Raw genomic sequence first — 14,529 nt, forward strand, 5'->3', positions numbered from 1 at the left:
GTCCTTATCCAAATATTTTTTCGTAAAACGAATCTTTTTCACTTCTAATTCCTCCTATAGTCTGTATAATTAAGGAATTGAATTACAACTTGGAGATGTAAAACATGAAGAATAAAACTGCTAAACTTTCACTTTTTGCCATTACATGGACTCTTTTTATTGAAATTCTGCTTTATATGCTGATGGGGAATGCGGATACACTGATGCTTTCCCAGTATTCGGATAATTCCGTGGCAGCTGTTGGGGTATCCAACCAGATCCTTTCCATGGTCATCGTTATGTTCGGCTTTATCGCAACTGGTACTGCAATCCTGGTTGCTCAGAACCTTGGCGCAAAAATGGATGAAGATGCCCGTGAAATTTCTGCGGTCTCGATTGGAGCGAATCTTGTATTCGGATTGATACTGAGCGCCGCTGTTTTCATTTTCAGTGAGCAATTATTGAGATTAATGGACTTGCCGCCTGAGCTTTTTGAAGAAGCCAATTCGTATCTGAAAATTGTTGGTGGATTTTCGTTTATTCAATCGTTGATCATGACAGTGAGCAGCATCATCCGCAGCTACGGCTTTACCCGGGATATCATGTATGTCACGATAGGGATGAATTTGCTGAATGTTATCGGCAACTATTTGTTCATTTTCGACCCTTTCGGCTTCCCAGTCCTAGGTGTAGAAGGTGTGGCGATTTCCACCACTGTCAGCCGGATCCTCGGTTTGTTGGCTGCTATTTACATCATGACAAAGCGAGTTCCTGGATCATTGCCATTCTCGATGCTTTTCAGTTTTCCAAAAAAACATCTGAAAAACCTGTTGAATATCGGCATTCCTTCTGCGGGTGAGCATTTGAGCTACAATGGGTCACAGATGGTGATTACCTATTTTATTGCTACCCTTGGAACTCAGGCTTTGACGACTAAAGTTTATACACAAAACGTCATGATGTTCATCTTCCTTTTCAGTATCGCCATCAGCCAGGGCACACAGATCTTGATTGACCATATGGTAGGTGCAAAGGAAATTGAGAAAGCTTATAAGCGGGCACTGAAAAGCTTGAAACTGGCGATAATTATTTCCATCACTACCGCTGCGCTTGTCTCATACTTCTCGAAAAATCTCCTCGGGATTTTCACTGATAATATGAGTATCATCGAACTCGGCACCACATTGATCTTGCTCACGATTATCCTTGAACCCGGCAGATCCTTTAACCTGGTACTGATTAGTTCACTTAGGGCGGCTGGAGATGTCAAGTTCCCCGTATATATGGGAATCCTGTCAATGTGGGGAGTCAGTGTGACTTTGTCATACTACCTGGGAATATATCTTGGTTTGGGGCTTGTTGGGATATGGATCGCATTCATAGCCGACGAATGGCTGCGCGGTCTCCTCATGCTTTGGCGCTGGAGATCCAGAGTCTGGGTGAAAAAGTCATTTGTCTCCGCAAAATAGAATAAAATACGCTGATCAAATAGCAAATAGAATCCAAACGTACTTGCTTATAGAAAATAGGATAATAGTTTTCCGCGTTTTAAATCGAAATTCAAGTTTTATAGCGATATTAACACTTTAATAGCTAAAATTTCTTTATTATAGCGAAAACCTGAGTTTTATAGCGAAATTATTATTTTTATAGCGAAATTTGAATTTTTATAGCGAATTGGAAATTCTAAAGGTTTTTTTCCAGTTCTGCATAGAATAAGCAAGCCCGTTCCATAACGGGCTTGCTTTTTTTTAGTCTGCAATATTAATATTGTAATCTCTAAACCAGATATGAATCTGTGCTAACTGAGCCAAAAGCTGCGGACCTGTCATAAGCTGGCCGAACCACGGTACTTTGAAGGATGCACCCTCTGATTCAATCATTTTTTGCAGAGTGGACCTGTCAAAGAATTCATGGAGTGCGCTGTTCGAATCGCTCATGAAATCTGACAGCATCCCTTGCACTGCCTGGGTATAAGCGGGATGATGAGTCTTCGGATATGGACTCTTTTTCCGGTACAAAACTTCATCAGGCAATGTGCCCTCCAATGCTTTGCGCAAGATTCCTTTTTCCCTCTTGCCGTGCATCTTCATTTCCCATGGAATGTTCCAGACATATTCCACAAGCCGGTGGTCGGCAAACGGAACCCTCACTTCAAGGCTGGCACCCATGCTCATCCGGTCCTTCCGATCTAGTAGTGTAGTCATGAACCAGATGATATTCAGATAGAATAATTGTCTCCGCTTAGCCTCTACTTGATTTTCCCCATCCAGTACCGGCACCTCTGCGATTGTATCGTTGAATTTTGCCATCATATAATCTTCGAGATTCAACTTTTTCCGCCAGTGATCCCTCAGCATGTTTTGTCGCTCATTAATCGACCGCATCCATGGAAACCCTGGTCTATTCAGATCTTCTTCTCTGTGGAACCATGGATATCCTCCAAAGATCTCGTCAGCGCATTCGCCTGAAAGTCCTACGGTAAAATCCTGTTTGATTTCCCGGCAGAACCAGAGCAGTGATGAATCGATATCAGCCATTCCAGGCAGGTCCCGGACATGGACAGCTTCAGTTAAATAGCCAGCCAGATCCTGCTGGGAGATGATGCTGCTATGGTGAACAGTACCAAAGGTTTCCGTCATTTTATTGATCCAGAAGGCATCAGCGTTTGGCTGGAATTCATTTTCCTTAAAATACTTGTCATTGCCTTCGTAATCGATCGAGTAAGTATGCAGGCTGCCCTTACCCTCTGCCTTATAATGATTCGCAGCAATAGCGGTGATTGCGCTTGAATCCAAGCCGCCTGAGAGGAATGTACATAGTGGTACATCTGAAACTAGCTGTCTCGTGACAGCATCGGTGAACAATCCCCGCACCTTTTCAGCTGTTTCATCGAGCGTATCTTCGTGTTTCTCACTTTTTACGTTCCAATATCTCCAAATTTTCAGTCCGTTTTTTGAAAAAGTTAGCCCATGGCCGGGTCGGAGCTCCTTCATGTTTTTAAAGATACCGGCACCGGGAGAACGGGATGGCCCAAGCCCAAATACCTCACAAAGTCCTTCCCTGTCTACCTCAGCCTTCACCTCTGGATGTGCCAGCAGCGCCTTTTGTTCAGAAGCAAACATAAGACCAGATGCTGTTTCCAGGAAAAACAGCGGCTTCACTCCAAGCCGATCGCGTCCGATAAACAGCTGTTCCTGCTGATGATCCCAGACAGCAAAGGCGAAAATTCCATTTAAATGCTCCAGACAATTTTCTTTCCATTCCATGAAAGAAGTAAGCAAAACCTCTGTATCAGAATGGCCGTTAAAGGAATATCCTTTTAATAGCAGTGCTTTTCTGAGGTCTTCCGTATTATAAAGTTCTCCGTTATAACAAATGGTATAACGGCTATCCCCTTGTGTTCTGGTCATTGGCTGTTTGCCGCCCTCAGGGTCGACAACGACCAGCCTTTTATGACCTAGCGCAGCATGCCCCGAAGTCCAAACATTAGTATCATCGGGACCTCTTTTACTTAAAGTTTCCGCCATTTTCGCCACGGTCTTCCGTTCATGATCTAAATTTTTTCGATAGTCCACCCAGCCAGTTATTCCACACATTTTTAATCATTCCTTTCAGCGGAACTTTTGATTTCATTAAGCACTTCCAGAAACTAAACAATTGCTTAAGCATTACTCATCTTATGCACAAACAACTCAACTGGTTAATTGCCTATCTTTTAAACCATGTTATAAATTCGCCAAAATCTGTCTACAAAGAAGGTGAGCGATAATTAACGGAGGATCCAAATGAATCGACAACAACGAAGCAATCTAATTGAATTCCAGCCTCGTGCATTTAACGCCGGGACCGTAGAATATATTAATTCACAATGGGTTTTCTTTGATGAAGAAACAGAAGAGGCCGCACTTGTCGATGAATTCATCCATCAAGAAGTTGAAGTGCTGCGAAACAATAAATGGTGTAAAGGATTTTTGCTGGATAACGGCTGTATTCAAACCGGCGGTGAAAAAATTACTTTGCATGATCAGGAACTGATCAGGATCAGAAAACAACTGATCTATTCATTCGAGCGTTTGCTCGATGAACTGAATGATGAAGCGTTCGTCCAATTTATCAATACATTGAATTCGCTCAATTTTTCGATTTATGATTGCATCTATTGTTATAACCACCTTACCTTCCTCGACCATGAGAAAGGAGTTTCAGGCGTCAACTTTTTGATTCTTGATAATGAAGAATACATCTGCAGTGTACAGCATCACTTTGATTACTTTGACACACAAAATGACAGGTTCGAATTGACCTTGAACAACGGAAAGAGGGCCGTTATAGAGAGAATTTCCTGAAGAAAAGCGGAAGCGCCCCGGTCAGCACCGACAAGCGTTGGAGGGCCTGACAGTGAAGTCGCTCTTTGACTTCATTGACAGGACCGAAACGTCTCGAGGAGTTAGGAGCCGCAGCTAGACATGCGACTCGAGGTGCTGGGCGCTGGAGCTGGACAATTCTCGAAGTCAATTTTTCTTTCTCCTTTTTCATCAAAAAGAGCCTGCACTCATTGTGCAGGCTCTGAACTTATTTTACGGTATATTCTACTTTTTCCACAGCCCTGAAGCCTTTTTCGAAAGCAGCTATATCAAGCGGTTTCTGGATATAGTACCCCTGAGCATAATGGCAGTCCAAATCTCTCAAAAGGTTCAGCTGTTCATGTGTTTCTACACCCTCGGCAACAATTTTTACAGAGAGACCTTGTCCCATCGTGATGATTGCCTTGACGATTGCAATATCTGATGGCTCATCATGAAGATTATTGATAAATGACTGGTCGATTTTCAGCGTATCGATTGGCAAATTGCGCAAATAGCTTAATGACGAATAACCTGTCCCGAAATCATCAATCGAAACTTTCACGCCTAGTTCCTGTAATGATTTCATTACCGAAATGCTATAGACGATATCTTTCAGCATCGCACTCTCTGTCAGCTCCAGGGAGAGGTATCCTGGTTCAAGCTGTGAAGTCTCCAAAGCTTGGATCACCTGACCAATGAACGCATGCTGTTGGAACTGATAGGCTGATACATTAACCGAAATCCCGAGATTCGGGAATCCATTCTGCTGCCATTCTTTTGTCTGGACACATGCGGTGGTCAGCACCCATGCTCCAATCTCCTCAATCAACCCTGTTTCCTCTGCCAGAGGTATGAACTGTGCTGGCGAAACCAGTCCCAAATGCGGATGTTGCCAGCGGATTAGGGCCTCCGTACAGGTAATTTCTCCAGATTTCAAGTCCATGAGCGGCTGGTAGCAAAGGTGGAATTCATTCTTTTGGAGTGCTTTCCTTAAGTAGCTTTCAAGCTCAAGCCGTACCATTGCCTGGTCATTCATTCCGGTTGAGAAATAGGTAATCTTATTCCCGCCTTGATTTTTCGAGCGGTTCATTGCAATATCCGCATTCTTCAGCAGTACATGCTCATCAAGACCATCCCCCCGGGAAGGAGCTGATTCCAATGCTTGCGGTGACGATAAATTCCTGATTTTGATAAAATAGAGGCATCGAAATAAGATTCTGTAATTCCCTGGCTGCTCGTGTCGTCTGGTCGATGCTGACATTCTCTGTCAGCAGCAACGTGAACTTATCCCCGCTGAATCTTCCCAGATAAGCACCTGCAGGTAACCGATCCTCGATTCTTTCGACCAGCTCTTTCAAAACAATATCACCAGCATAATGTCCGAGACTGTCATTGATGATTTTGAAACGGTCAATATCAATGACAAGTACGGCAAGGAGTTCTTTCTTATGCCTGGCACGGTGGATCATTTCTTCTAGCTGTTCGGTAAACCTCATCCTGTTCGGCAAGCCCGTATCCTGGTCATAGTAGGCAAGCTGAATGATCTTTTCCTCTGTTTTTTTCTGAGTTGTAATATTCCGCCCGATACCATACGTTCCTACACATTCACCATTTACTGTAATCGGAATGTTTTTGATCTGAAAAATCTGGATTTCACCGCTCTTGACCGGAATTTCAATTGTGTAGGTCTGATCTTTCCCCTTTAGCGCCTGAATAAAATGTATTTTGGCACGTGGCACATCTTCCTGGTTGATAAAGTCGAGCGCTGACCTGCCTATTAGTTCATCCTCATTGTAGCCAAAGGTTTTCATGAATGACTGGTTTATACTTGTGAAATTTCCTGTTAAATCTGTTGAGTAGACAAAGTCTCCATTATTGTCGAACAGTGAACGATAGTATTGCTCGGAAATTTTGAGGCTTTCGTTAAGCAAAAGGATATCTTGTTGTGAGGTTTCAACAAGATTATTCAATGTGTTAATGGTGTACTGATCTTGAAGATCAAGATTAAGTTCCTGTTTATTGAAAGCTGTAAATGAAATAATGAGTTGTTTATCATCTGTGATGCAGCCATTTGCTGCACAGCTTAACACAGTGGAGGCGGGCAGCTGCTTTTTCAGTAACTGCTCTATATGATGAAGCACAGGCTTTTCTTTTTGACTGAAAAAGATCTGCACCAATATATTGCGGTGGTCTTTGAATGAATTGCCCTCTATAAAGCTATTAAGTTGTATGTCATTTTCGTAAACGCAGCTTTTTGTCGTAGCCATTGCATTCTCCAATTATTATATTTCTCCAATAACCCTTCTCTTAAATTATCATATTTTCCGGGGTTAAGAAATGACAAAAAAAGAAAAAGCTGCCTATAAAGACAGCTTTCTTTCGACAATTTCACTATTTGAACAAATATGTTCCCAGTGGAAGCGAAAAACCTAAATAGAGTACAAGAAGAACTGCGACAATGAATTGAATCCACAGTACAGACGCTTTTTCGTTCTTTTTTGTACGGATTAAAATCATTTCCAGCATGGCGATAACCCATAAGCCTACTGCTGCCTTCAGCACATACATCAGGCTGATATTGATGCTGAAAAGAAGCCAGAAGCCAGTCAATAGAATGAACACGTAAAACAATCTAAGGACCATCTGGACAATTTTAGCGCCCTTTTCCTTACCGCTTTTATGTAGTCCAAGTGCTACGAAAAATAAAACCAGAGCCAAAAACCATGCTGTCATATGGGCATGTATCATGTACCCGTCCTCCTAATAGTAAATTCTAAAATATCATATCATATTCAATAGGAATTTGATAAGTATAAGGTAGTTTCGAAAGACAGAACAGAACAAAAAGCGCAAGCGACTCGAGGGGCTAGGTGCTGGAGCTGGACACTAATCTAAGTACAAAAATTTTATCCTTTCATATTCATTGAAAAAAGAGACATCCTATTCAGGATGTCCCCCAGCCATTACATAGCCAAATCGGTTTGTTGCGGTTCTCCTTTTGTCTTAAATAAATAGACTGTTAAGGTCATCATGGCAAAGAATATTAGAAAACCCAGAAGAACACCAAGATTAATCAATGCCATTGAAAAATCATTTAGTGAAATTAATGCCTTGAATCCTGCGATTGAATAAGTAAATGGCAAGTAGGCACTTAGGCTTCGAAGGTTTTCAGGCAGCATATCAATTGGAAGGTTTGCTCCAGTAGTCGAAAGCTGCATGACAACTAATACTAAAAGAATAAACCGGCCGATATTCCCAAAAGACGCAAAGAACATAACAATAGCTGTAAATACAATACTAACCATTACCGCGAACAATACGAAACCTGCAGGGTTTGTGACCTTCAACCCCAGGATTGCAAGAACAACAATGGATAGAAGGATTGCCTGAATAACAGCTAAGGAAGCCAGTTTCAAAAATTTTGCAGCGAACCAATTCATCTTTGAAACATTAAGCTCCTGAGGCTTGTTGAAATTGATGAACATTGACATAATTAATATCCCCACGAATAAGGCAAGAGTCATCACATATGGTGCAGTAGAATCTCTATAAAGCGAATAACCGTTTACTTTGTTACTAATTAGGTCAACTGGTGAAGAGAACATGCCAATATTTTTTTCGTTAGCTTTAATTTTTCCTGTTTCCTCGGCTCCGTCCTTTAATCCTGCAGCCAATTCACCGCTTCCATCATAAAGTTTCCCTGCTCCTTCATTCAATTTTGTCACTCCATCAGTCAGATCTCCCCAGCCTTTTTCTACGCTGACATTTCCGTCGCTGACTTGGACCACTCCTGAATGAATCTCGGAAGCACCAGCTGTCAGCTCACGCCACCCCTTATCTACGGTAGCATTTCCATCGCTAACCTGAGCTGCTCCTGAATTGATTTTAGTTGCACCTGCGGCGAGCTCCTTCCAGCCTTTTTCTACCGTTTGATTACCTGCTGAGATTTGCGCTGCTCCCCCATCAAGCTCCTTGACTCCTGCTGTGATGGTTCCCCATCCTGCATTAACCGATTTATTTCCTGCAGCTATTTGAGTTGTACCATCATGTAGCAATCCGACTTTAGTGATCATTTCATCCCAGCCAGCGGCGACACTTGCTGTACCGGCAGCCAGGACAGGTGCACTTGCTGCTAATGTTCCTACACCCTGATCGATTGAAGTTTGACCTGTTACTAATTGATTGATACCGTCAGCAAGGGAATCTGCTTTAGGTTCTTTAATATTTTCAGTGAATGTTTTTTCAAGCTTGTCAGCACCCGCTTGTAAATCCAGTAGGTCAGCAGCTTTTTTTGTATCTGAAACTGCTGCAGTAATAGCTTGACTTGTACCTAAAATGATTAAAAGGTCAGAATCTTTACGAGATTCTGGAGGTGTAGAAATATAAGCGCCAATCAATGCATTTAATCCTTTAATATTCTCGCTAAGTGCTTGTGAATTTTTTACTACCTCATCCACACCATTAGAAATCAGAACAGTTCCAGGACCAATATCATTCCTAACTGCTAATTGTACTTTCTTTAAACCTTCTAAAACCCCAGCAGTTCCATCTTTCAAAACTGGCACATTTTCACCAATTAATTTACCGCCTGCAGCCAATTGACTGATACCCGGCTGTCCGTCATTAAGCTTTTGCAGAAGCAATCCAGTCCCTGCATTTACATCTGCTGACCCGTCCGCCAGCTTGGTTATGTCTGCGGATTTTTCATTAAGTGAGCTTAATAGCAGACCAGTACCATCTTTCAAATCTTTTGATCCGTTAGCAAGTTTTGTAATATCGCTTTGTTTTGTTTTCAAGCTGCCTGCTAACTGAGCAGTACCTGCTGCTAGTTCCTTTGAACCAATTGCCAGCTTGGTTATGTCTCCTTGTTTTCCAGCTAATGAACCCGCCAATTGACCAGTACCACTCTTTAGTTCTAAAGTTCCAGCAGCAAGCTTTGAAATATCTGCTGACTTCTCGTTAAGAGAAGTTAAAAGGAGTTCAGTACCATCATGAAGTTCAGCGGTCCCCTCTTGAAGTTTCTCTGATCCATCTGCAGCTGATTTGAATCCATTTGACACGTCTCCAAGATTGGTGAAAATATTACTCGCATACTTTTCTGTAATCTTGTTCGCAAGCTTTTCTCTCAGTTTTTCAGTTGCACTTCTTGTCACCTGAGCAGCCATAAAATTAAGACCCTCATTCTGAGTATAATTGAGTTCTAATTTTTTCGGATCAGGTTCTAGAACTGTAGTCACTCTTTCAGAGAAGTCTTCTGGAATTTCAATGACCATGTAATATTTAAAACTTCTCAATCCTTTTTCAGCTTCCTCTGAATCTACAAACTTCCACCCTAAGTCTTTGCTTTTCTTCAAGTCTGCCACCAAGTCTTCTCCTACATTTAGCGGCTCGTCCCCGGACATGGCACCTTGGTCATTGTTTACAACCGCAACTGGCAGATTGGAGAGATTATCATACGGTCCCCAATCTGGAGACAGCATGATTCCACCATAAACGATTGGCACCAACAAAGCTGCCATAACTGAATAGAGTACCCCTTTACTCGATGCAAGATGGGACATTTGGACCTTAAACAAGCTAAACCAATTCATTCGTACTCCCCCATGAGAATTATATATATGTTAAAGCGACTGAATGAGTATTCAACCACTGCCACAATTAGTATTCTCATCTATAGGTAAAAACTCCTGCATAAATTACTGAAAATAAAAAATATTTTTAATATTATAATAATATAATAAAAAGATTCTCCATTCATCTAAAAGGAGAATCATTTCTATTCATTATTCACTTGTCACTTTATTCCTTAACGTCCCGATACTTTCAACAGTAATTTCAATAGTATCTCCAGCCTTTAGAAACCTTTGGGGGTTGTAGCCTTTCCCTACGCCTGCTGGGGTTCCGGTAGCAATGATATCTCCTGGCTCAAGTGTCATTCCCTGGGAGAGCACCGCAATCACCTCTTCTACCGGGAAAATGAAGTTTTCCGTATTGGAATCCTGTCTCACTTCTCCATTTACTGTGGTCTTGATATCCAGGTTGTTCGGATTTGCAATGGCTGATTTATGAACAATCCATGGACCCATCGGACAAGTGGTATCAAGGCTTTTACCAATGAAAAACTGCTTGTGTTTTGCCTGGAGGTCGCGGGCTGTCACATCGTTAATGATTGTATAGCCAAACACGTAATCTAAAGCCTCTTCCCTTTTGATTCCTTTACCCTTTTTTCCGATGACGACTGCTAGCTCACCTTCATAGTCTAGTTGCTCTGTTAGTCCCCCATGCTCATGGATGTCCTGATTATGGCTAATGACTGAAGTAGGTGCCTTCGTAAACACCATGACATGCTCAGGAATATCATCCTTGCTCCCCATTTCAATCGCATGCTCTGCATAATTTTTGCCAACACAGAAAATATTCTTGGCCGGGCGCGGAATTGGAGCGAGCAATTCAACTGATTCAAGCTGGATGTATAGGTCGCTGTCGAGATTGTTCTTGCTTACCCAAGCAACTGTTTTTTCCGCTTCCTGGTAAAATATTTCTCCCATTGAGATAGCTTCAAGCATGTCAGCTGGCAGCGCTGTTTCCCCACCCATTTTTTCATGGACTTCACGAAGCGGCAAAACGTTGGTCCCTCCTGTATCAACAACTCCGATATATTGACCGGAGCTATTTTTATAAGTGACAAATTTCAATTGATTGACCTCCTTTTATTTATCAATTCCTTCAAAAACTCATCTGTTTCACGAGGATTTGTAAAATGGAAGATTTCTTTTCCCTGAAGCTTCAACTCTTCTAATTTCGTAATGATGTCGGGAGCTTTTTCACGCTTGTATCTTGCAACCCATTTGATAAATTCCCAATCAAGTCTCTCCGGACAGCCTTCATTCATATCCGTCCTTGTCCTTCTGTGGTACATGATTCTCCTTTTGAAAACTCCATACAGGCACCTAGGAGTAGAATAGCCGAGGAAGATGATTGTGCCAGCTGCTTGTGCCCTCATGTCCATCGTACTGCCGTAGTTGCCATCCATGATCCATGAATCTTCTTCTATTACTTGATTAATTAGTTTTTCCCACTCATCCTTCGCAGTCATTTCCCAGCCTGGTTTCCAGTACATTGCATCCAGATGATACACCTTTAGGTTAAGTATTTTACTGAGCTTCCTGGCCAGTGTCGATTTACCTGCGCCTCCGCAGCCGATGATGATGACCTTCTCCATCAGGCTTCTCCCTTTTTAAAACGCTGTTTCTTCATGTATGTGCCACTGCGCCACAGCCATTCGACAGGCCCATAGTAAAACCTTTTGACCCACCAACTGCTAAATGCCAACTGAATCACATAAATTCCAAGCGCAAGCATTGTTCCTGAAAAAATGGACATTTCCCCATAATAACCTAGTCCATAACTGTAAAAAATCAATGTCGACACAACGGACTGGAACAGGTAATTGCTGATTGATATCCTGCCGGCAGCTTCCAGTGGGTAGAACAGTCTGTCAAATCGCTTAAGCTCAGAAATCAGCGCAATGATCAGTGCATACGCCATCGCGACCATCGCACCGCCAAAAACATCCTGCGCATAATCCGTCATCAATGTTTTGCCATACAGGTATGGAATTGCTTTTATCAGAAGGCCAAGGGTTGCGAGTACAGCGGCTGCAATAGCAATCCCCCTCATTTTGTCCTGTATGTTCTCGAACAGTCTGAGTTTTGCAGCTCCTGCTCCAATCATGAATAAAGGTAGGATCGTGATCAGATAAAAGAACAATCCCACCAGATTATTGTTTTTATACCATTCAGATATTCTATGATTCGTAATTTCTGCATAGCTTCCAGTCTGATATATTGTTATCGACTGTTCCGCAGCTTGTCCATCATACATTGAAAATCCCGCTCCACCGTCTATCGCAGATGCTGCACCGAGCATCAATAACAGGAGGATATTAGGAACTATGTATAAGCCCAATCCGACAATGAGAAGCCTCTTTGCACTCCAGCTGATGAATAGCAGGAAAGCAAAACCGCATACCGCATATGTGATCAGGATATCCCCTTCCCAGATCAAGAATGCATGGATGATCCCTATCAACAACAGAATCGAAAGTCTCCTTAATGCAAGAGGATAGAACCTAAGCCCTTTATCTAGCGTCCGTTCTCTCAGGATTACGAGCCCGTACCCGAACAGCATTGAAAACAGAGGGTAAAAGCTTGCCTGGATAAATAAATCAATGAACTGGTATGTAAATAAATTTGTGTTTCCATCCCACCATGTTTCTGGATCAATATAAAAATAGGGCGAATGGAATGAAATCATATTTACAAGAAATATCCCCAATAATGAAAAGCCTCGCATCCGGTCAATTGAAACGACTCTATTTCCGGATACCTGTGTATTAATCCCCATCTTCCCCCTCATTCCATTCAATAATTAACATATAATCTATGTATATCACACAATTTATTATCATGCCAAAAGTTACTGATGAACAGCTTTGAAAGAGAAAGGGGACACCACAAACAAGGCATCCCCCTCAGGCTATTAATTTACAAATCTGCCAGTCTTGCCATTAGCTTCCCAGTATTCATTCCGCAAATGGACCTTCTGAATTTTGCCTGAAGCCGTTTTCGGCAGTTCTTTTACAAAAGTGACTCCAGTAATTGCCTTAAAATGGGCAAGTTTTTCTCTCGAAAAAGCAATTAGCTCCTGTTCTGAGACTTGCTCATTTTCACGAAGCACAATATATGCATGCGGAGTCTCGCCCCATTTTTCATGAGGAACGGCAATGACTGCTGCTTCAAGGACCTCCGGATGGTCGTATAAAACACCCTCAACTTCTATGGACGAAATATTTTCACCTCCGCTAATGATGACGTCTTTCTTGCGGTCGACGATATCAATGTTGCCATATTCATCGACTGTCGCCATATCACCGGTATGGAGCCATCCATTACGGATTGTTTCCATCGTCGCCTCTTCATTTTTCCAATAGCCCTTCATAACTCCATTGCTTCGGGTGATGACTTCCCCTATTTCTTTGCCATCATGGGCAACCTCATCGCCATGATCATTTACTACCTTTACTTGACTGCCAATCATGGATATACCTGCTTTTGCTTTCATTCGGTATTGTTCACTCAGAGGAAGATGCTTCAAATGTGACCTTACAGTTGAAATCGTGCTCAACGGGGAAGATTCTGTCATGCCGTATACCTGGATAAACTCCCAGCCCAGTTCCTTTTCCACCCGGGTAACGAATGCTGGAGGCGGTGCAGAGCCGGCAATGACTACCCTTACCTGCTGTTCAATGCTCGGGACATTTTTTTCATAAAACTGAAGAAGCGCATTCAACACAGTTGGTGCCATGTGCATGACGCTGACTTTATGTTTTTCCAAAGCGTTAAAAATTGTCTCAGGAGTCGTTTTTCGCAGGCATACCTGCGAAGCGCCATTTGCTGTGTAATAGAATGGCGATCCCCATCCGTTAACATGGAACATCGGCAGGACATGCAGGAGGACATCCTCATCGCTGACGCGTAAATGGTGCATTGTGCTTAACGCGTGGATGTAATTATTCCGGTGCGTGAGCATGACTCCTTTTGGGTTCCCAGTAGTCCCACTTGTATAAAGCAAACTGCATACATCATTTTCATCAAGCTCTTCACGTTTGAACGTTTCAGCAGAATGTTGCGAAAGCCATTCATCATAACTAATTTCATCCAGGCTCTCTTCCTTGTAGTGGACAATAATGTGCTGAACACTTTCGAGCTGATCCTTGATCGGCTGGATTAAATGGTATAAGTCCTGATCAACGAATAAAACCTTTGATTCACTGTGGTTAAGGATGAACAAATAATCATCCGGCTTCAGCCGAATATTCAAGGGGACCATGACTCCGCCAACCTGGAATACACCATAGAAACCTTCCAGCATCTCGATTGAATTCGGGGCAAGATAGGCAATACGGTCACCCTTGTTTACCCCTAGCTTTCTTAAACCATCTGAAAGCCTGTTCACCCTAGCGTTCAACTCAGAATATGTAAGTTCTCTGTCCTCAGAAAAGATGGCTTTCTTACTTCCGTAAAGCGACACTGCACGATCTAAAAACTGGTTCAACAGCAATGGGACATTCATAATATGCCTCCTCTAGAATAATTTTATAATTCTAAATATATAAATATATTAACATACCACAATCTCT

General features: G+C 42.3%; 11 protein-coding genes. 2 read left to right on the forward strand and 9 right to left on the reverse strand.

All coding sequences use genetic code 11. From position 1 onward, the window contains the following. Positions 1–104: 104 nt before the first annotated feature. Positions 105–1,448: an MATE family efflux transporter gene (locus LC048_RS15450; protein ID WP_306048009.1), complete on the forward strand. Its 1,344-nt coding sequence runs from the start codon at positions 105–107 to the stop codon at positions 1,446–1,448. 282 nt (positions 1,449–1,730) lie between these two features. On the opposite strand, the gene asnB is transcribed toward LC048_RS15450, so the two are convergent. Next, positions 1,731–3,578: an asparagine synthase (glutamine-hydrolyzing) gene (asnB, locus tag LC048_RS15455; protein WP_226600105.1), complete on the reverse strand. Its 1,848-nt coding sequence runs from the start codon at positions 3,576–3,578 to the stop codon at positions 1,731–1,733. Positions 3,579–3,767: 189 nt separating this feature from the next. Here asnB and LC048_RS15460 point away from each other — a divergent pair, with 189 nt between their 5' ends. Next, entirely contained in the window at positions 3,768–4,328 is a 561-nt protein-coding gene (locus tag LC048_RS15460) for a DUF2777 domain-containing protein (RefSeq protein WP_226600104.1), read from the forward strand. Positions 4,329–4,554: 226 nt separating this feature from the next. On the opposite strand, the gene LC048_RS15465 is transcribed toward LC048_RS15460, so the two are convergent. From LC048_RS15465 to LC048_RS15500, 8 genes are all read right to left on the reverse strand, one after another. Further along, positions 4,555–5,418: a putative bifunctional diguanylate cyclase/phosphodiesterase gene (locus LC048_RS15465; protein ID WP_306048010.1), complete on the reverse strand. Its 864-nt coding sequence runs from the start codon at positions 5,416–5,418 to the stop codon at positions 4,555–4,557. A gap of 34 nt (positions 5,419–5,452) precedes the next feature. Continuing rightward, the gene (locus LC048_RS15470) at positions 5,453–6,595 is read right to left on the reverse strand and encodes a sensor domain-containing protein (RefSeq protein ID WP_306048011.1); all 1,143 of its coding nucleotides are present in this window, start codon (positions 6,593–6,595) and stop codon (positions 5,453–5,455) included. Between the two features lie 124 nt (positions 6,596–6,719). Further along, a complete protein-coding gene (locus tag LC048_RS15475) occupies positions 6,720–7,076 on the reverse strand; it encodes a YisL family protein (protein ID WP_226600102.1) in 357 nt (118 codons plus the stop codon). Between the two features lie 215 nt (positions 7,077–7,291). Then, positions 7,292–9,919, reverse strand: coding sequence for a YhgE/Pip domain-containing protein (locus LC048_RS15480; RefSeq protein WP_226600101.1), 2,628 nt, complete (start codon positions 9,917–9,919; stop codon positions 7,292–7,294). A 192-nt stretch (positions 9,920–10,111) separates the two neighbouring features. Beyond that, the gene (locus LC048_RS15485; protein ID WP_306048012.1) at positions 10,112–11,023 is read right to left on the reverse strand and encodes a fumarylacetoacetate hydrolase family protein; all 912 of its coding nucleotides are present in this window, start codon (positions 11,021–11,023) and stop codon (positions 10,112–10,114) included. Beyond that, positions 11,020–11,550, reverse strand: a complete 531-nt coding sequence (locus LC048_RS15490; RefSeq protein ID WP_306048013.1) for a DNA topology modulation protein — start codon at positions 11,548–11,550, stop codon at positions 11,020–11,022. The genes LC048_RS15485 and LC048_RS15490 overlap by 4 nt, the downstream gene beginning before the upstream one ends. Beyond that, on the reverse strand, positions 11,550–12,734 hold the full coding sequence (locus LC048_RS15495) for a DUF418 domain-containing protein (protein ID WP_226600091.1): 1,185 nt from the start codon (positions 12,732–12,734) through the stop codon (positions 11,550–11,552). Before LC048_RS15495 ends, LC048_RS15490 begins: the two co-directional genes overlap by 1 nt. Positions 12,735–12,869: 135 nt before the next feature. Next, positions 12,870–14,462, reverse strand: a complete 1,593-nt coding sequence (locus tag LC048_RS15500; RefSeq protein ID WP_226600089.1) for a long-chain-fatty-acid--CoA ligase — start codon at positions 14,460–14,462, stop codon at positions 12,870–12,872. Between the last annotated feature and the right edge of the window lie 67 nt (positions 14,463–14,529).

The sequence above is a fragment of the Mesobacillus subterraneus genome, from assembly GCF_020524355.2.
In the GTDB taxonomy this organism is placed as follows: domain Bacteria; phylum Bacillota; class Bacilli; order Bacillales; family Cytobacillaceae; genus Mesobacillus; species Mesobacillus subterraneus_C.